The sequence below is a fragment of the Cellulomonas citrea genome (assembly GCF_009829685.1).
Taxonomy (GTDB): domain Bacteria; phylum Actinomycetota; class Actinomycetes; order Actinomycetales; family Cellulomonadaceae; genus Cellulomonas; species Cellulomonas citrea.
On sequence record NZ_VWSD01000020.1, the window covers coordinates 13,648 to 30,876 of the forward strand.

At 73.6% G+C, this 17,229-nt stretch carries 18 protein-coding genes; 8 read left to right on the top strand and 10 right to left on the bottom strand.

Going from position 1 to position 17,229, the window contains the following annotated elements:
* Window positions 1-20: 20 nt before the first annotated feature.
* Window positions 21-1,049: a 4-hydroxy-3-methylbut-2-enyl diphosphate reductase gene (locus F2B26_RS04175; protein ID WP_159806749.1), complete on the bottom strand. Its 1,029-nt coding sequence runs from the start codon at window positions 1,047-1,049 to the stop codon at window positions 21-23.
* 126 nt (window positions 1,050-1,175) lie between these two features.
* On the opposite strand from F2B26_RS04175, the gene xseA reads away from it, so the two are divergent.
* The 5 genes from xseA to F2B26_RS04200 all read left to right on the top strand — a co-directional run bounded on the left by xseA (window position 1,176) and on the right by F2B26_RS04200 (window position 5,926).
* Window positions 1,176-2,432, top strand: a complete 1,257-nt coding sequence (xseA, locus tag F2B26_RS04180) for an exodeoxyribonuclease VII large subunit (protein ID WP_235929492.1) — start codon at window positions 1,176-1,178, stop codon at window positions 2,430-2,432.
* An 8-nt stretch (window positions 2,433-2,440) separates the two neighbouring features.
* Window positions 2,441-2,761 (top strand): exodeoxyribonuclease VII small subunit, encoded by a 321-nt coding sequence (locus F2B26_RS04185; RefSeq protein WP_159806753.1) that lies wholly within the window; start codon window positions 2,441-2,443, stop codon window positions 2,759-2,761.
* Window positions 2,758-3,687: a carbohydrate kinase family protein gene (locus F2B26_RS04190; protein WP_159806755.1), complete on the top strand. Its 930-nt coding sequence runs from the start codon at window positions 2,758-2,760 to the stop codon at window positions 3,685-3,687. Before F2B26_RS04185 ends, F2B26_RS04190 begins: the two co-directional genes overlap by 4 nt.
* A 45-nt stretch (window positions 3,688-3,732) precedes the next feature.
* On the top strand, window positions 3,733-4,365 hold the full coding sequence (locus F2B26_RS04195) for a carbonic anhydrase (protein ID WP_159806757.1): 633 nt from the start codon (window positions 3,733-3,735) through the stop codon (window positions 4,363-4,365).
* A gap of 136 nt (window positions 4,366-4,501) precedes the next feature.
* Window positions 4,502-5,926 carry a class II fumarate hydratase gene (locus F2B26_RS04200; protein WP_159806759.1) on the top strand — a complete coding sequence of 475 codons (1,425 nt, stop codon included), beginning with the start codon at window positions 4,502-4,504 and terminating at the stop codon, window positions 5,924-5,926.
* 62 nt (window positions 5,927-5,988) lie between these two features.
* On the opposite strand, the gene F2B26_RS04205 is transcribed toward F2B26_RS04200, so the two are convergent.
* The 5 genes from F2B26_RS04205 to F2B26_RS04225 form a co-directional block, all read right to left on the bottom strand.
* Window positions 5,989-7,632 (bottom strand): DHA2 family efflux MFS transporter permease subunit, encoded by a 1,644-nt coding sequence (locus F2B26_RS04205; RefSeq protein ID WP_159806761.1) that lies wholly within the window; start codon window positions 7,630-7,632, stop codon window positions 5,989-5,991.
* Window positions 7,633-7,738: 106 nt separating this feature from the next.
* Entirely contained in the window at window positions 7,739-9,355 is a 1,617-nt protein-coding gene (locus F2B26_RS04210) for an MDR family MFS transporter (protein WP_159806763.1), read from the bottom strand.
* Window positions 9,352-10,011 (bottom strand): PadR family transcriptional regulator, encoded by a 660-nt coding sequence (locus tag F2B26_RS04215; protein ID WP_159806765.1) that lies wholly within the window; start codon window positions 10,009-10,011, stop codon window positions 9,352-9,354. Before F2B26_RS04215 ends, F2B26_RS04210 begins: the two co-directional genes overlap by 4 nt.
* Window positions 10,012-10,125: 114 nt before the next feature.
* Complete coding sequence (phoH2, locus tag F2B26_RS04220) at window positions 10,126-11,478, bottom strand: RNA 5'-3' helicase PhoH2 (RefSeq protein ID WP_235929493.1); 1,353 nt, start codon at window positions 11,476-11,478, stop codon at window positions 10,126-10,128.
* 263 nt (window positions 11,479-11,741) lie between these two features.
* The gene (locus tag F2B26_RS04225) at window positions 11,742-12,503 is read right to left on the bottom strand and encodes an isoprenyl transferase (RefSeq protein WP_159806769.1); all 762 of its coding nucleotides are present in this window, start codon (window positions 12,501-12,503) and stop codon (window positions 11,742-11,744) included.
* Between the two features lie 160 nt (window positions 12,504-12,663).
* On the opposite strand from F2B26_RS04225, the gene trhA reads away from it, so the two are divergent.
* Window positions 12,664-13,374, top strand: a complete 711-nt coding sequence (gene trhA / locus F2B26_RS04230; protein WP_159806771.1) for a PAQR family membrane homeostasis protein TrhA — start codon at window positions 12,664-12,666, stop codon at window positions 13,372-13,374.
* 34 nt (window positions 13,375-13,408) lie between these two features.
* Here trhA and F2B26_RS04235 read toward each other — a convergent pair whose 3' ends face one another.
* From F2B26_RS04235 to mca, 3 genes are read right to left on the bottom strand one after another with little or no spacing between them, the layout of a single operon-like run.
* Entirely contained in the window at window positions 13,409-14,230 is an 822-nt protein-coding gene (locus F2B26_RS04235; RefSeq protein ID WP_159806773.1) for a carbon-nitrogen hydrolase family protein, read from the bottom strand.
* On the bottom strand, window positions 14,227-14,550 hold the full coding sequence (locus F2B26_RS04240; RefSeq protein ID WP_159806775.1) for a hypothetical protein: 324 nt from the start codon (window positions 14,548-14,550) through the stop codon (window positions 14,227-14,229). Before F2B26_RS04240 ends, F2B26_RS04235 begins: the two co-directional genes overlap by 4 nt.
* Complete coding sequence (mca, locus tag F2B26_RS04245) at window positions 14,550-15,428, bottom strand: mycothiol conjugate amidase Mca (protein ID WP_159806783.1); 879 nt, start codon at window positions 15,426-15,428, stop codon at window positions 14,550-14,552. Before mca ends, F2B26_RS04240 begins: the two co-directional genes overlap by 1 nt.
* Window positions 15,429-15,549: 121 nt before the next feature.
* On the opposite strand from mca, the gene F2B26_RS04250 reads away from it, so the two are divergent.
* Together F2B26_RS04250 and greA are read left to right on the top strand one after the other, a co-directional pair.
* Window positions 15,550-15,957, top strand: a complete 408-nt coding sequence (locus F2B26_RS04250) for a DUF4307 domain-containing protein (protein WP_159806777.1) — start codon at window positions 15,550-15,552, stop codon at window positions 15,955-15,957.
* A gap of 142 nt (window positions 15,958-16,099) precedes the next feature.
* Entirely contained in the window at window positions 16,100-16,585 is a 486-nt protein-coding gene (greA, locus tag F2B26_RS04255) for a transcription elongation factor GreA (protein ID WP_159806779.1), read from the top strand.
* Window positions 16,586-16,604: 19 nt separating this feature from the next.
* Here the strand turns inward: greA and F2B26_RS04260 are convergent.
* The coding region (locus tag F2B26_RS04260; RefSeq protein WP_159806781.1) for a pyridoxal-phosphate dependent enzyme at window positions 16,605-17,229 on the bottom strand (625 nt) is incomplete at its 5' end.

Below are 17,229 nucleotides of genomic sequence, written 5' to 3' on the forward strand. Positions count from 1 at the left end.
CGGCGCGAGCAGCAGTGGGCTCAGGCCGGCTGGACGTCGAGCGGGCGGCGGCCCTCACGGCGCGGCCGCCGGTCCTCGGCACCCGCCTCACGGAGGTCGGCCCGCAGCTCACGCGGCAACGAGAACATGAGGTCCTCGGTCGCGGTCCGCACCTCCTGCACGTCGTCGAAGCCGACGCCCGCCAGCACGGCCAGCACATCGCGGACCAGGATCTCCGGCACCGAGGCTCCCGAGGTCACCCCGACCGTCGCCGCGCCCGCGAACCAGGCCAGGTCGAGCTCGTTGGCCGCGTCCACCCGGTAGGCGGCACCGGCGCCCTGCTCACGCGCCACCTCGACCAGCCGCACCGAGTTCGACGAGTTCGCCGAGCCGACCACGACCACGACATCGCACTCGGCTGCCATCTTCTTCACCGCGACCTGCCGGTTCTGCGTCGCGTAGCAGATGTCGTCGCTCGGCGGGTCCTGCAGGTTCGGGAAGCGCTCACGCAGCCGCCGCACCGTCTCCATCGTCTCGTCCACCGAGAGCGTGGTCTGCGAGATCCACACGACCCGGTCCGGGTCACGCACCTCGACCTGGTCGACGGCCGCGGGGCTGTCGACCACCTGGACGTGCGCGGGCGCCTCACCCTGGGTGCCCTCGACCTCCTCGTGCCCGACGTGGCCGATGAGCAGGATGTCCAGGTCGTCCGCCGCGAACCGCAGCGCCTCCTTGTGCACCTTGGTCACCAGCGGGCAGGTCGCGTCGATCGTCTGCAACGAGCGCACCTGCGCCGCCTCTCGGACGGCGGGCGAGACACCGTGCGCCGAGAACACCAACCGGCCGCCGGGGGGCACGTCGTCCACCTCGTCGACGAACACGGCACCACGGGCGGACAGCGTCGCCACCACATGGGTGTTGTGCACGATCTGCTTGCGCACGTAGACCGGGGCGCCGTAGTGCTCCAGCGCCTTCTCGACGGCCACGACCGCCCGGTCGACACCCGCGCAGTAGCCGCGCGGGGAGGCCAGCAGCACCTTCTTGCGCACCGGGTCCGAGGTCGTCGTCACCGGTTCAGTCTAGGTGGCGGGGCCGGACGTTCCTCGGTGGGCCGCCCCCGGCGCAGCCCGTCGCCACGCCGCAGCCCCGACGAGCGCCGCAGCCGCGCTGTCCCCGACGTGCGGCACAGTGTGCCTGTGACCACGGGACCGCAGGCCGACGGCGGCCGTCTGCCACCGCCGCTCAAGGCGGCCGACACCACGGCCGAACGCCCGTGGCCGGTGCGGCACCTGGCGCCCAAGATCGCCGACTACATCGCCCGGATGCCGCCCGTGTGGGTCGAGGGCCAGGTGCTCAACCTCAAGCGGTGGAACCGGCGGGCGTTCCTCACGCTGCGCGACACCGACCTGGACATGTCGTTGTCCGTGACCCTGGACGCGGGCGCGCTGAGCGGGCTCGCGGTGGCCGACGGCGCGCACCTCGTCGTGCACGCCCGGCCGCAGTTCTACGCCAAGCGCGGTGAGCTCAGCTTCGTGGCCGACGAGGTGCGCCTCGTGGGTCTCGGCGAGCTGCTGGCCCGCCTCGAGCACCTCAAGGGCGTGCTCGCCGCCGAGGGGCTGTTCGCGGCCGACCGCAAGCGCCCGCTGCCGTTCCTGCCGGCCGTCGTCGGCCTCGTGTGCGCCCAGCAGGGCGACGCCGAGCACGACGTGGTCACCAACGCCCGCGCCCGCTGGCCGGGGGTGCGGTTCGAGATCCGCCGGGTCACCGTGCAGGGCCCGCGGGCGGTGCCCGAGGTGAGCGCCGCGCTGCGCGAGCTCGACGAGGACCCCCGGGTCGAGGTCATCGTCGTGGCCCGCGGCGGCGGGTCGTTCGAGGACCTGCTGCCGTTCAGCAACGAGTCGCTCGTGCGCGCCGCGGCGGCCTGCCGCACCCCGCTCGTCAGCGCGATCGGGCACGAGATGGACAGCCCGCTGCTCGACCTGGTCGCCGACCTGCGGGCCTCGACCCCCACCGACGCCGGCAAGCGCGTGGTGCCCGACGTCACGGCCGAACGGGCCGGGCTGGTGCAGGCCCGCACCCGCGCCCACGTCGCGGTCTCCCGGCGCATCGAACGCGAGCTGGCCGGTCTCGCCCAGCTGCGCAGCCGCCCGGTGCTCGCCCACCCGCAGACCATGCTCGACCCGCACACGAGCGGTCTGGGCGCCACCACGGCCCGGCTGCGGCGCGCGCTGGAGTCCCGGCTGCTCACCCAGCACACCCAGGTGAGCGCCCTGGCGGCCCAGGTCCGGGCGCTGTCCCCGGCCGCCACCCTGGACCGCGGCTACGCCGTCGTGCAGCGGGCCGACGGGTCGGTGCTGCGGGACGCCGCCGACGTCGAGCCCGACGAGCTGCTCGCCGTCCGGCTGGCCCGCGGCACCCTGGCGGTTCGGAGCGCGCCGGGTCAGGCTGGTTGACTGGCCCCGTGACCACCGCCGACCGCACCGGGCCCGCCCCCGACGCCCCACCGGACGTGGCCCGGCTCAGCTACGAGCAGGCCCGCGACGAGCTGGTGGCCGTGGTCCAGCGCCTGGAGTCCGGTGCCGGGACCCTCGAGGAGTCGCTGGCCCTGTGGGAGCGCGGCGAGGCCCTCGCCGCGCGCTGCCAGGAGTGGCTTGACGGAGCCCGTCGGCGCCTGGAGGCCGCGAGCGCCGGCACCCAGGAGCCCGCCGACCCCTCGGCCCGGGACGGCGCGGCCACGCACGAGACGACCACCAGCACCGACGACGAGCACGACGAGGGATGAGCATGGGCGAGGAACGGGCACTGGTCATCGGCGAGGCACTCGTCGACGCGGTGGTGCGCGCGGACGGGTCGACCGACCGGCACCCCGGCGGGTCGCCGGCGAACGTGGCGCTGGGGCTGGCCCGGCTCGGCCGGCGGGCCGACCTGCTCACCTGGCTGGGCGAGGACTCCGACGGCGCGCTGGTGCGCCGCCACCTCGAGGCCTCGGGGGTCCGCGTGCTCAGCGGCCTCACCGGGCCGAACCACACGTCGGCCGCGACCGCCCACCTCGACGCGGCGGGGGTGGCCACCTACGTGTTCGACCTCGAGTGGGACCTTCCGTCGCGGTACGAGGAGGACGCCGAGCCGCCCGTCGTCGTGCACACCGGGTCGATCGCGGCGCTGCTGGCCCCGGGCGGCGCGCGGGTCGAGACCGAGCTCGGCCGGCACCGCGCGACGAGCACCCTCACCTACGACCCGAACCTGCGGCCGAGCATCATCGGACCGGCCGACGCGAACCGGCACGTCATCGAGCGGATCGTGGCCGCGGTGGACGTCGTCAAGGTGTCCGACGAGGACCTGGCCTGGCTCTACCCCGACGAGACCCCGGCCCAGGTCGCCGAGCGCTGGGCGCAGGCCGGGCCCGCGCTCGTCGTCGTCACCCTCGGCGGCGAGGGCGCGCTGGCCTGCACCTGCGCCGGCCTGCAGCTGACGGTGCCGGCCGAGTCGGTCACGGTCGCGGACACCGTCGGCGCGGGTGACTCGTTCATGGGCGGGCTGATCGACGGGCTGTGGTCGGCCGGGCTGCTGGGGGCCGACCGCCGCGCCGCGCTGCGCACGGCCGACGCCGCCGTCGTCGAGCGGATCCTGCGCAGGTGCGCGAGGATCGCGGCGATCACGGTGTCCCGTCCCGGCGCGAACCCTCCCACCTCGGCCGAGCTCGTCTGAGCCCGTCCCCGTCGGTCGCGCCGCGGTCCCCGAGGAGGGATCTGCATGTCCGACCGCCCGCTCACCCCTGCCCAGGCCTGGGCCGCGCTGCGCACCGGCAACGAGAGGTTCGTGGCCGGTGCGATGGAGCACCCGTCCCAGGACGCCGCGCGCCGTGACCAGCTGACCGCCGCGCAGCACCCGTTCGCGGTGGTGTTCGGCTGCTCGGACAGCCGGGTCGCGGCCGAGATCATCTTCGACCAGGGCCTGGGCGATGTCTTCGTGGTCCGCACCGCCGGCCATGTGCTGGACACCACGGTGATCGGCTCGATCGAGTACGGCGTCACGGTCGCCGGGGCGAGCCTCGTCGTGGTGCTCGGGCACGACAGCTGCGGGGCCGTCGGCGCCGCGACCGCTGCCCTCGCCCATGCGCAGATCCCGCCGGGGTTCGTCCGCGCCGTGGTCGACCGGGTGATCCCGAGCATCGTCGGGCTGGTCAGCGAGGGGACGGACCTGTCGACGCTCGACCCCGCGGTGCTGGGCACCGAGCACGTGCGCCACACCGTGCAGATGCTGCAGGGCTACTCCGTCTCGCTGGCCGAGCGGGTGGCGGCCGGCAGCTGCGCGATCATCGGGGTGGAGTACGCGCTCGACGACGGGCGGGTGCGCGTCGTCCAGGTGGCCGGCGACGTGGGCTGACACCCGCCGGGCGACACGGACGAAGGTCGCCGCCGCCGGGCGCCCCGCGCGCCGCCGCCGGGTGCGCAGGCCGGACGTGGCGCAGCCGACACCGGACCAAGGTCCCAGAGACCAAGGCGGCTGGTTGGATGGCCCCATGACGTCCGTGACCGGCCCCGACGACGGGGTCCCCGAGTTCCGCATCGAGCACGACACGATGGGTGAGGTCCGGGTCCCGGCCCAGGCCCTGTACCGCGCGCAGACCCAGCGCGCCGTGGAGAACTTCCCGATCTCCGGCAAGGGTCTGGAGCGCGCGCACATCGAGGCCCTCGCCAGGGTGAAGAAGGCCGCGGCCCGGGCGAACGCCGAGCTGGGCGTGCTGCCCGCCGACATCGCCGAGGCGATCGTCGCCGCCGCCGACGAGGTCGCGGCCGGGCTGCACGACGCGCACTTCCCGATCGACGTCTACCAGACCGGGTCGGGCACCAGCTCGAACATGAACACCAACGAGGTGATCGCGACCCTCGCCACCCGGCGCCTGGGCCGCGACGTGCACCCCAACGACCACGTGAACGCCTCCCAGTCGTCCAACGACGTGTTCCCCACCTCGGTGCACGTGGCCGCCACCGCCGGTGTGGTCGACGACCTGGTCCCGGCGCTCGAGCACCTGGCCGAGGCGCTGGGCGCCAAGGCGTCCGAGTTCACCGGTGTGGTCAAGTCCGGCCGCACCCACCTCATGGACGCCACGCCCGTGACGCTGGGCCAGGAGTTCGGCGGCTACGCGGCGGCGGTGCGCTACGGCGTCGAGCGGCTGCACTCGGCCCTGCCGCGGGCGGCCGAGGTCCCGCTGGGCGGCACGGCCGTGGGCACCGGGATCAACACCCCGGCCGGTTTCCCGCAGCGGGTGATCGCGCTGCTGCGCGAGGACACCGGGCTGCCGCTCACCGAGGCGCGCGACCACTTCGAGGCGCAGAGCGCACGCGACGGGCTGGTCGAGCTGTCCGGGGCGCTGCGCACCATCGCGGTGAGCCTCACCAAGATCTGCAACGACCTGCGCTGGATGGGCTCGGGCCCCAACACCGGGCTCGGCGAGATCGCCATCCCCGACCTGCAGCCGGGGTCGTCGATCATGCCCGGCAAGGTCAACCCCGTCGTCCCCGAGGCGGTGCTGCAGGTGGCGGCCCGCGTCATCGGCAACGACGCCACGGTGGCGTGGGCGGGGGCCAGCGGTGCGTTCGAGCTCAACGTGCAGATCCCGGTGATCGCCTCGGCCCTGCTCGAGTCGATCCGCCTGCTGTCCACGAGCAGCCGGGTGCTCGCCGACCGCACGGTCGCCGGCATCACCGCGAACGTGGAGCGCGCGCGGGCGCTGGCCGAGTCGTCCCCGTCGATCGTCACCCCGCTCAACCGGGTGATCGGCTACGAGGCCGCGGCGAAGATCGCCAAGCACTCGGTGAAGGCCGGGATCACGATCCGCCAGGCCGTCCTCGACCTGGGGTACGTGGAGCGCGGCGAGCTCACGCTCGACCAGCTCGACTCCGCGCTCGACGTGCTCGCGATGACGCGGCCGCCGACGGTCTGAGCCTTGCGGGGTGCGGGGCCGCGCACCGGCCCCGCACCCGGTACGCCCCGCTGGTGCTGGGCTCAGCCCGCCTCGACGGCCACCGCCGCCCGCGCCGGCTCCGCACCGGAGCGCATGGCCAGCCCGGCGAGCAGCCCGACGACGACGACCGCGCAGGCCAGGAGCATCGTCTGCGCGGTCGCGGCGGCGAACCCGGTGTGCACGGCCTGGACCGCGGCCGCATGCACCTCGGCGACCACCGAGGCCGGCGTGCCCTCGGGCAGCGTCACGTCCCCCGACGTGCCCTGGCTCAGCCCACCGGACGCGAGCGCCTGCAGGAACACCTCGCGCCCCTGGGCGGACAGCCCGTCGGCGAGCGAGCGGGCCATCGCGGGGATCTCGACCGCGGCGCGGGCGGACAGCATGACGACGATCGCCGCGGATCCAATGACGCCGCCGACCTGCCGGGTCATGTTGAAGGCCCCCGACGCGGCGCCCGCCGTGGACGCCTCCAACCCCGCGCTCACCAGGTTCGACAGCGGCGACATCACCGCGGTGACACCGAGCGCGAACAGCGCGAGCGGGAAGACGAGGTGCCAGGCGGTGCGCTCGACGTCCGTCCACCCGGCCAGCCAGGCGACCCCGAGGGCCATCCCGCCGAACCCGGTGGCCACGATCCACTTACCGGGCATCCGGTCCGAGAGCCGACCGACGAACGGCGCGACCGCCGCCGAGATCACCGACCCGGGCAGGTCGACGAGGGCCGCGTGGATGGCCGAGAGCCCGAGGATCTCCTGCAGGTACAGCATGATCGGGAAGTAGATCCCGATCATCGCGAAGGTCACCGCGGCACCCGCCACGTTGCCGAGCAGGAAGTTGCGCCGCCGAAAGAGCCGCATCGGCAGCAGCGCGTCCTCGCCGCGTCGGGCCTGCAGCAGGCCGAACACGACGAGCACGACCAGCCCGACGCCGATCACGCCCCACACGGTGACCGGACCGGCGATGGTGCCCCAGTCGTAGGTGGAGCCCTCCTGGAGCCCGAACACGACGAGGAACAGCCCGACGACGGACAGCCCCACCCCGACCAGGTCGAGCGTGCGGGCCTGGGTACTGAGCACCGGCAGCCGACGGAAGGCCAGCCACAGCGCGACGACGCCGACCGGCACGTTGACGAAGAAGATCCACTGCCAGCCGATGGTCTCGACGAGCAGCCCGCCGAGCAGCGGTCCGGCGATGGCTGCGACACCGGCGATGGTGCCCCACAGCCCGAGTGCGGTGCCGCGCTGCCGCTCGGGGAACACCCGAGTGATGAGCGTCATCGTCTGCGGGGTGACGAGCGCACCGCCGATGCCCTGCACGGCGCGCGCCGCGATGAGCCACCCGATGGTCGGGGCGACACCGCAGGCCAGTGAGGCCGCCGTGAAGACCGCGAGCCCGGCGATGAACATCGGCCGGGGGCCGTACCGGTCGCCGAGCCGCCCGGCGACCAGCAGCAGGATCGCGTAGCTGAGCAGGTAGGCGCTGTTCACCCAGCCGACGGCGACGAGGCCGGCGTCGAAGGAGCTCACGAGGCTCGGCACGGCGATGTTCACGATCGTGGTGTCGAGCATGATCATGAAGAACCCGACGAGCAGCGCCGGCAGCATGCTCCAGGGACTGCGGCCGTGCAGGTCGACCAGCGAGTCGCCTGCCGCGGCGGGTTGCGTGGGCGGTGCCGGGTCGCTCATCCGTCCCCCTGCTGGGATCGTCGCGTGGTTCCTACCAGGAGTATCTCGGCAGCGAACCCGCCGGCCCTGAGGCGGGCGCCCTGGTCAGGTGCGCGCCCCCGCGACCTCAGCCCTGCTCGGTGATCGCCTCGAGCGGGTGGGCCGGGCGGTGCTGCGACCCACGGTCCATGAGCACGGTGGCCACGAGCCCGACGACGAGCACGGCGGCGGCCACCAGGATGGTCTGCCCGGCCGCGGTGGCGAACCCGCTGTGCACCGCCTGCACGGCTGCGGCCTTCACCTGTGCGGCGAGCGCCGGGGGCACGCCGTCGGGCAGCGCCGGGGCTCCCGCACCTCCCAGCCCGATCCCGCCGGAGGAGAACGCGGCGACGAACGGCTCACGCGCCGCGTCGGGCAGCCCGGCGGCCGCGGTCCGGGCGGCGGCCGGCAGCGTGCTGGCCAGCCGCGAGGTGAGGACGGCCACGATGGTCGCCGAGCCGATGACCGAGCCGATCTGCCGGTTGGTGTTGAACGCACCGGCACCGGCACCGGCGTCACGCCCGGACAGCCCCTGGGTGACCAGGTTGGCCAGCGGCGACATGACGAAGCTGACGCCGACGCTGAACAGCGCGAGCGGGAACACGAGGTGCCAGGCCATGAGGTCGGGGGCGATGAGCAGCGCCGCCCAGGTGATGCCGGTGGCCATCACGGCGAAGCCGACGGACACGATCCACTTGCCGGGCACCCGGTCGGACAGCCGTCCGGCGAACGGGGCGACCACCCCGGACAGCAGCGACCCGGGCAGGCTCACGAGGGCCGCGTGCACCGGGGACAGGCCGAGGATCTCCTGCAGGAACAGCGTGAGCGGGAAGAACACCCCGACCATGGTGAAGCTCACGGCGGCACCGGCGACGTTGCCCAGCAGGAAGTTGCGCTCGGCGAACAGCCGCATCGGCAGCAGGGCGTCGTCGCCGAGCCGCAGCTGCCACCAGCCGAAGACGGCGAGCACGACGACACCGGCCCCGATGACCTCCCACACCGTGATCGGCCCGACGAGGGTGCCCCAGTCGACGTTGCCGCCCTCCTGGATGCCGAAGACGACGAGGAACACCCCGACCACCGAGAGCACCATGCCGAGCACGTCGAACGAGCGCTGGTGGGTGGCCAGCGTGGGCAGCCGCGTGAGGGAGAAGTAGAGCGCGAGGACGCCGACGGGCAGGTTGACGTAGAAGATCCACTCCCAGCCGGCGCTCTCGACGAGGAACCCGCCGAGCAGCGGTCCGGTGATCGTCGCGACACCGGCGACGGAGCCCCACAGCCCCATCGCGGCCCCGCGCTTGTCGGCGGGGAAGACGCGGGTGATGAGCGCCATCGTCTGCGGGGTCATGAGCGCACCGCCGATGCCCTGCACGGCACGGGCCGCGATGAGCCAGCCGATGGTCGGCGACAGCCCGCAGGCCAGGGACGAGAGGGTGAAGACCACGAGCCCGGTGATGTAGACCGGCTTGGGGCCGAACCGGTCGCCGAGCCGTCCGGTGACCAGCAGCAGCACCGCGAAGGTGAGCAGGTACGCGCTGTTCACCCAGCCCACCTGGGTGAGGCTGGTGTCGAAGGTGGAGACCAGGGTCGGCACCGCGATGTTCACGATCGTGGTGTCGACCATGATCATGAAGAACCCGGTGAGCAGCGCCGGGAGGATGCTCCACGGGCTGCGGCCGTGCAGGTCGGGGGTGGTCCCGCTCATCGGGTGCTCCTGGGGTTCGTGGGGTGCGCGACGTCGTCGCTGGTCAGGTGGGGGTCTGTGCCGGGTCGGGCCGAGGGTGCGGGCCACGGGTCGGGGTTCCACGGCAGGCTGCCGTCGACGAGCTCGTCGACGACGCCGGCGAGCCACCGGTTCTGCGCGTCGAGCATCGCGACCTCGTACTCGACGTCGAGCATGTGCCGTCGTTCCAGGCCGCGCGCACTCAGGCGCTGGTGGGCGTCGCGCAGCTGGTCGAGCCATTCACCGTCGCGGCGCAGCCGCTCGCGCAACGCCTCGACGACCTCGGCGGCGGGCAGCGCCTCGGCCTCGGCGATCCCGACCGCCAGCAACGGGTAGGCGGGGTGGTCGTCGGCGAGCAACGAGCGCACCCGCCCCGACAGCGCGTCCCGGCCGGCGTCGGTGATGGCGTAGGTGGTGCGCTCGGGCCGGCCCCCCTGGCGGTCGGTGCGCTCGGGCCGGACCAGGCCGTCGCGTTCGAGGCGTTCGAAGCCGTGGTACACCGCACCGGCGGTGACCCGGACGAGCCGGGTGTCGTGACGCTCCTCGATCAGCCCGAACGCCTCGTAGGGGTGCATGGGGCGTTCGCAGAGCAGCGCAAGGAGCAGCACGGAGACACCCGAGAGCTCACCAGTAGGCATCGTTCCTCCTCACAGATTATTCCGGTGGGAATATCACCACGGGAGGAACCAGGAGTCAAGCCGGCGCGACGGCGGGGCCCGAGGCAACGCCCCGGGCCCCGCCGTGGTCGACCGCTACAGCTCGACGTCCCCCAGCATCTCGGTGACCAGGGCGGCCACGGCCGAGCGCTCCGAGCGGGTGAGCGTGATGTGCGCGAACAGCGGGTGGCCCTTGAGCGCCTCGATGACGGCGGCGATCCCGTCGTGCCGTCCGACGCGCAGGTTGTCGCGCTGGGCCACGTCGTGGGTGAGCACCACGCGCGAGCTCTGCCCGATCCGGGACAGCACCGTGAGCAGCACGTTGCGCTCGAGGGACTGGGCCTCGTCGACGATGACGAACGCGTCGTGCAGGGACCGGCCGCGGATGTGGGTGAGCGGCAACACCTCGAGCAGGTCGCGGTCGATGATCTCCTCGACGACCTCCTTGCTCACCACCGCGCCCAGGGTGTCGAACACCGCCTGCGCCCAGGGGTTCATCTTCTCCTCGGCACCACCGGGCAGGTAGCCCAGCTCCTGGCCGCCCACCGCGTACAGCGGCCGGAACACCATGACCTTGCGGTGCTGACGGCGTTCGAGCACCGCCTCCAGCCCGGCGCACAGCGCCAGCGCGGACTTGCCGGTCCCGGCCCGCCCGCCGAGGGACACGATGCCGATCTCCTCGTCCAGCAGCAGGTCGATCGCCACCCGCTGCTCGGCCGAGCGACCGTGCAGCCCGAACACGTCGAGGTCGCCGCGGATGAGCCGCACGTGCTTGTCCGGCGTCACCCGCCCCAGGGCCGACCCGCGCGGGGAGTGCAGCACCAGACCGGTGTGGCAGGGCAGCGATGCGGCGGCCTCCGGGTCGGGCAGGTCGGCGATGGCCACCGACTCGTGCTCCCACAGCTCGGCCATCTGCTGCTCCGTGAGGTCGAGCGCGTCCATCCCGGTCCAGCCGGAGTCGACCACCAGCTCGGCGCGGTACTCCTCGGCGTTGAGCCCGACGGCCGAGGCCTTCACCCGCATCGGCAGGTCCTTGGACACCACCGTGACGTCAGCGCCCTCGGCCGCCAGGTTGGCCGCCACCGCGAGGATCCGCGAGTCCGCGTCCCCCAGCCGCAGCCCGGACGGCAGCCCTGTCGGGTCGATGTGGTTGAGCTCGACGCGCAGCGTGCCGCCCTCGTCGGTGATGGTCAGCGGCGCGTCCAGCCGGCCGTGGCTGATCCGCAGGTCGTCGAGCATCCGCAGCGCGGCACGGGCCAGGTAGCCCAGCTCGGGGTGGTGCCGTTTGCCCTCCAGCTCGGTGATCACCACGAGCGGCAGGACGACGTCGTGCTCGGCAAAACGCAGGAGGGCCTTCGGGTCGGACAGCAGGACCGAGGTGTCGAGCACGTAGGTGCGGTGCGCCCCACGCGCGTCCTTGACGGTGCTGGCGGTGCTGGTGCTGGCCACGGCAGGCTCCCTCCGGCGCAAGCTACGCCGAGTCGGACGCCTCGCGTCGACCACCACGGCCGACGTCGAGGGCTGCGGGTCGAGGGCGGCCTGCCACGGAGGGCCAGGACCGGCCCTCCTCCCGGAGCGCTTGCTCCATGGGCGGACCTCCCAGGGACGGCGGGAGCCGTCCTTCGTCTGCGACGCTAACCCGCACCCGCGCGCGTCGTGCGACGCAACACGCCGCGACATCCAGCGTTCACACACGCACCGACGTGGGGTCGTCAGCGACCCATGCGCCGTTCACGTGCGCCGTAGGAACGCACCGCGCGCAGGAAGTCCACGCGACGGAAGTCCGGCCAGTAGGCCTCGCAGAAGTAGAACTCCGAGTGCGCGGACTGCCACAGCAGGAAGCCGCCGAGACGCTGCTCCCCCGAGGTGCGGATCACGAGCTCGGGGTCCGGCTGCCCCTTGGTGTACAGGTGCTCGGCGATGTGGTCGACCTCGAACGCGTCGGCCAGCTCCTCGAGGGAGGCGCCCGCCGCCGCCTGCTGGCGCAGCACCGCCCGCACGGCATCGGTGATCTCCTGCCGGCCGCCGTACCCGACGGCGACGTTGACGTGCAGCCCCACGACGTTCGCGGTGCGCTCCTGGGCCTGCTGCAGCGCCGCCGCGGTGTGCTCCGGCAGCCGTTCGAGCGAGCCCATCGGCTGCAGCCGCCAACGCCCGCACGCGGCCAGGTCACGCACCGTGTCCTCGATGACCTGCAGCAGCGCGGTGAGCTCCTCGGGCTCCCGGGACAGGTTGTCGGTGGACAGCATCCACAGCGTGACGACCTCGACGCCGATGCCCTCGCTCCACTCGAGCAGGTCCGCGATCTTCTGGCCGCCCGCCCGGTGCCCGGTGGCCGACGACAGCCCCACGCTGCGGGCCCAACGGCGGTTCCCGTCCAGGATCACCCCGACGTGCCGAGGCACCCGGTCCGGGGACAACGAGGCGGCCAGCCGACGCTCGTACAGCCCGTACAACGGGTGAGGCAGTCGCACGCCGAGCACTCCTCGCACAGGCTGGGACGGTATCAGCGCCACCGTACCCAACCGGGCCGCTCGACTCTCAACCTACGCGCGCGTAACCTGGCTGCAGCCCCGACCTACGGTCGCGTCACCTTGCGGGCTCGCAGGCCACAGCGACGGACCAGGAGTGACGATGACCGCCGGCAGCACCCACCCGACGAACCGCACCGGCGACGGTCTGCGCGATGCGGTCGACGCGGTCACCGCGACCCTCAAGCCCAAGCTGCGCGGCTGGATCCACGCCGGGGTGAGCCCGTTCGTGCTCGCCGCCGGGATCGTGCTCGTCGCGCTGTCGCCCACGAGCGCGGCGCGCTGGGCGAACGCGGTCTTCGCGTTCAGCGCGATCCTGCTGTTCGGCACGAGCGCCGTCTACCACCGCGGCACCTGGTCCCCCCGCACGGCCGCCGCGCTGCGCCGGATGGACCACACCAACATCTTCCTCATCATCGCCGGCAGCTACACCCCGCTCGCGGTGCTGCTGCTGCCGACCGCCACCGCCAAGCTGCTGCTCATCATCGTGTGGTCCGGTGCGCTCGTCGGGCTGCTCATGCGGGTGTTCTGGCTGGGTGCGCCGCGCTGGCTCTACGTGCCGATCTACGTCGCGCTGGGCTGGGTCGCGGTGGCGTTCCTGCCCCAGTTCGCCCGCAGCGGCGGCCCGGCCGTGCTGTGGTTGGTGATCGCCGGCGGGGTCGCCTACACCGTGGGGGCCGTCGTCTACGGGCTCAAGCGGCCCAACCCGAGCCCCCGCTGGTTCGGCTTCCACGAGATCTTCCACGCCCTCACGGTGGCCGGGTACACCTGCCACTACGTCGCGGTGTCGATCGCGACGTACTCGCTGCGCTGAGGCTCCGGCCCGGCCCAGCGCTGCCCGGGCGGTCTCAGAGCCGCGGCACGACCGTGTAGCGCCGGTTCGACAGCGACGGGTTGGTCTCACGGACGGTCCCGAGCCGCACCGGGTCCAGGTCCACCGTGCGCACCGCGGGCTGCTCGTCCATCTCCAGGCCGACCACCCCGTCGGGCCCGACGACGAGCGAACGCCCGACGACGCCCCGGCCGGCCTGACCCACCGCGACGACGGCGCAGGTGTTCTCGATCGCCCGGGCCATCGCCAGCGTGCGCCAGTGCAACGCCTTGAGCTCACCGTCCGCCCAGGCCGCCGGGACGACGAGCACCGTCGCGCCGGCGTCCACCAGCCGCCGGGCCGACTCGGGGAACCGCAGGTCGTAGCAGGTCATCACGCCGAACCGCAGGCCGTGCAGCTCGAGCACGAGCGGCGGGGCGTCGACCGGACCCGGTTCCAGCCGGTCGGACTCGCGGAAGCCGAACGCGTCGTACAGGTGGACCTTGCGGTACGTGCCGACGAGGGCGCCGGTGCCGTCGACCGCCACCACCGTGTTGAACGCCCGCCCACCCGGGGCCGGCACGGTGGTCCCCGCGATCACTGCGACACCGGTCTGCGCCGCCCGCTCGCGCAGCCGGGTGACGTACGGACCGTCCAGCGGTTCGGCCAGGTCCGCACCCACCCCCGCCGGGTCGAACGCCGCGGCGTACTCCGGCAGCACGAGCAGGTCGGCGTGCGCCCGCGCGGCCGAGGCGATGACGTCGTCGAGCACCATGAGGTTGGCCGCGGTGTCGGTGCTCGTGACCACCTGGGCGAGCGTCACGCGGACCGCGGGGCGCTGCGGCGGGTTCGGGCTCATGGCTGCGTCCCCTCGTCGGGTCCCGGACCGCCGTCAGCCTCGGCCCCGCCCGCGTCGGTGCCGGACGCCCCAGTCCCGGGGTCGTCGGCGACGGTGCGCTCCCCCTGCTCCGGGACGACGGCCCCGTCGACCTCGTCCGACGCGCGGTGCGCGACCCGACGCAGGTGACCGGCCATCGACCGGGCCAGCAGGACGACGCCGACCGCGACCGCGAACGTGACGATGAACCCGAGCAGACCGGGCGAACCCAGCGTCGGGGACACCTCGACGGCGGTGGGTGACGGCGAGGGCGTCACGTCGAAGACCAGTCCGCCGAGCATCACTCGGCCACCTCCGTGCCGTCCCAGTCGCCGGTGCGCAGACCGGCGAACAGGTCGTCCTCCGGCAGGTCGACGGGCAGCCGCGAGGCCGCCAGCTCGAACTCCTCGTAGGGCCACACCCGGGCCTCCAGGTCACGCGGCACGGCGAAGAAGAAGCCGTCGGGGTCGACCTGGCTGGCGTGGGCGCGCAACGCCTCGTCGCGCACCCCGAACCAGTCGGCACACTCGATCCGGGTGGTCACGGTCCGCTCGGCGAAGCCGCGGGCCTCCCTCGACTCGACCCACTCGCCGAAGGCGGAGGGCAGGCCGGCCGCGAGGCACGCCTCGTGCAGGGCACGGATCTTGGCCAACGAGAACCCCCGGTCGTAGTACAGCTTCGCGACCTCCCACACCGGGCCGGCCTGCGGGTAGCGGGCCGGGTCGGCGGCCGCCTCGAAGGCCTCGACGGACACCTCGTGGCAGCGCACGTGGTCCGGGTGCGGGTAGCCGCCGCTCGGGTCGTAGGTGGTCATCACGTGCGGGCGGAACCGGCGCACCAGCTCGACCAGCGGGGCCGCGGCCGCCTCCAACGGCTGCACCGCGAAGCACCCGTCGGGCAGCGGTGGCAGCGGGTCGCCCTCGGGCAGGCCGGAGTCGACGAACCCGAGCCAGTGGTGCCGGACGCCGAGCGCACGCGCCGCCGCGGCCATCTCGGTTCGCCGCAGCGCCGCCATCGCCTCCAGGCCCGGCTCGACCGCACCGAACTGCGGGTTGAGCACGTCACCGCGCTCGCCGCCGGTGCAGGACACGACGAGCACCTCGACGCCCTCGGCGACGTAGCGCGCGGTGGTCGCGGCGCCCTTGCTCGACTCGTCGTCCGGATGGGCATGGACCGCCATGAGTCGCAGCGCCTGGCTCACCGCACCTCCTCCGCCCCCGTCTGCACGTCGCCCCGCGCGCAGCGGCGGGTGGGCAGCAGACTAATCTGCTCGCCACGACGAACGCTCGGGAGGTCCGGCAGTGGACGACGACGCACGGCCCGCGCTGCCGCCCGGCCGCTACGACCGACCGGCCGGCCCGCTGCGCCGACGTCTGCTGTGGGTGCTGGCCGCCGTCGGCGCCGTGCTCGCCCTGGCGATCGGTGGCTGGTACGCGTGGGGCGTCTTCCACGACCCCGTGCAGTGGCAGGACGTCGGCTTCCACGTCGACGACGACCGGTCGATCCAGGTGACGTTCGACGTCATCAAGGCCCCGGGCGCCACGGTGACCTGCCGGGTGCACGCGCTCTCGCACTCGTTCGGCGAGGTCGGGGTCACCGATGTCCAGGTCGGGCCCGCCAGCACGCGCACCCAGCGGCTCACGGTGACGGTGGCGACGTCCGAGCTCGCGGTGACGGGCACGGTGGACCGTTGTTCTGCTGCTCCGTGAGAGCCGATGGGCTACCGTGGTAGGTCACGCAGGCTCGGCGGAGCCGCATGGACGCGGGCATGGACCCCACCGGCACCGCCGGCGACACTCCCCCCCGACCTGAGACCGCCGTGTGCTGCGCGTGCCAAAGGAAGGAACGACCGTGAGCGAGACAGCTGCAGCCACCTGGCTGACCCAGGAGGCGTACGACCGGCTCAAGGCGGAGCTGGCCCACCTGGAGAACGTGGGTCGCAAGCAGATCGCCGACCGGATCGCCGCCGCCCGTGACGAGGGCGACCTCAAGGAGAACGGCGGCTACCACGCCGCCCGCGAGGAGCAGGCCAAGCAGGAGGCGCGCATCCGCGAGCTGCAGGCCAAGCTGCGCAACGTGCAGATCGGCACCCCGCCGGACGACGGTGTCGTCGAGCCCGGCATGGTGGTGACGGCCGACGTCGCCGGTGACGAGATGGTCTTCCTGCTGGGCTCGCGCGAGATCGCCGGATCGGCGGACATCGACGTGTTCTCCCCGACGTCGCCGCTGGGTGCGGCGATCCTCGGGCACAAGGTGGGTGACGGCGTCTCGTACGAGGCGCCGAACGGCCGGCAGATCCCGGTCGAGATCCGCGAGGCCCGGCCGTTCGTCGGCTGAGCCGGGTGGGGCGCGCGGGCTACTGCGCCGGCTGCTCGGCCAGCCGGTAGCCCGCCGTCCGCAGGTCGGCCAGGACGGACGCGCAGTGGTCCGGCCCCTTGGTCTCGAGCTGCACGTCGATGACGACCTCGTCGAGGGACAGGTCGGAGCCCGTGCGGTCGTGCGAGACGTGCATGACGTTGGCCCCGAACGAGGCCAACGTCGACAGCAGCCCGGCGAGGGCGCCCGGCAGGTCGGGGACCCGCACGCGCAGCTGCAGGAACCGCCCCGACGAGGCCAGACCGTGCCGGATCACGCGCTGCAGGACGAGCGGGTCGACGTTGCCGCCGGAGAGCACGACGACGACCGGCCGGCCGTCCCCGAACGCCGCGGGCTCGGCCATGAGCGCCGCGACCCCGGCGGCACCGGAGGGTTCGACCAGCAGCTTCGCCCGTTCGGCGACGAGCAGCAGCGCGCGGGACAGGTCCTCCTCGCTCACCGTGCGCACCGGGGTGCCGGCCGCGGCGAGGATGTCGAAGGGCACCTGCCCGGGCAGCCCGACCGCGATGCCGTCGGCCATCGTGTGCATCGCGGTGGCCGCGACGGGGTGCCCCTCGGCCAGTGAGCGCGGGTAGGCGGCGGCGCCGGCGGCCTGCACCCCGACG

Bases quoted from the DNA above. Each gene is read 5' to 3' on its own strand.
- F2B26_RS04190 (WP_159806755.1), top strand. From the start codon at position 2,758: ATGAGCATGGGCGAGGAACGGGCACTGGTCATCGGCGAGGCACTCGTC.
- F2B26_RS04195 (WP_159806757.1), top strand. From the start codon at position 3,733: ATGTCCGACCGCCCGCTCACCCCTGCCCAGGCCTGGGCCGCGCTGCGC.
- F2B26_RS04200 (WP_159806759.1), top strand. From the start codon at position 4,502: ATGACGTCCGTGACCGGCCCCGACGACGGGGTCCCCGAGTTCCGCATC.
- F2B26_RS04205 (WP_159806761.1), bottom strand. From the start codon at position 7,632: ATGAGCGACCCGGCACCGCCCACGCAACCCGCCGCGGCAGGCGACTCG.
- F2B26_RS04210 (WP_159806763.1), bottom strand. From the start codon at position 9,355: ATGAGCGGGACCACCCCCGACCTGCACGGCCGCAGCCCGTGGAGCATC.
- F2B26_RS04215 (WP_159806765.1), bottom strand. From the start codon at position 10,011: ATGCCTACTGGTGAGCTCTCGGGTGTCTCCGTGCTGCTCCTTGCGCTG.
- trhA (WP_159806771.1), top strand. From the start codon at position 12,664: ATGACCGCCGGCAGCACCCACCCGACGAACCGCACCGGCGACGGTCTG.
- F2B26_RS04235 (WP_159806773.1), bottom strand. From the start codon at position 14,230: ATGAGCCCGAACCCGCCGCAGCGCCCCGCGGTCCGCGTGACGCTCGCC.
- F2B26_RS04240 (WP_159806775.1), bottom strand. From the start codon at position 14,550: ATGCTCGGCGGACTGGTCTTCGACGTGACGCCCTCGCCGTCACCCACC.
- mca (WP_159806783.1), bottom strand. From the start codon at position 15,428: ATGGCGGTCCATGCCCATCCGGACGACGAGTCGAGCAAGGGCGCCGCG.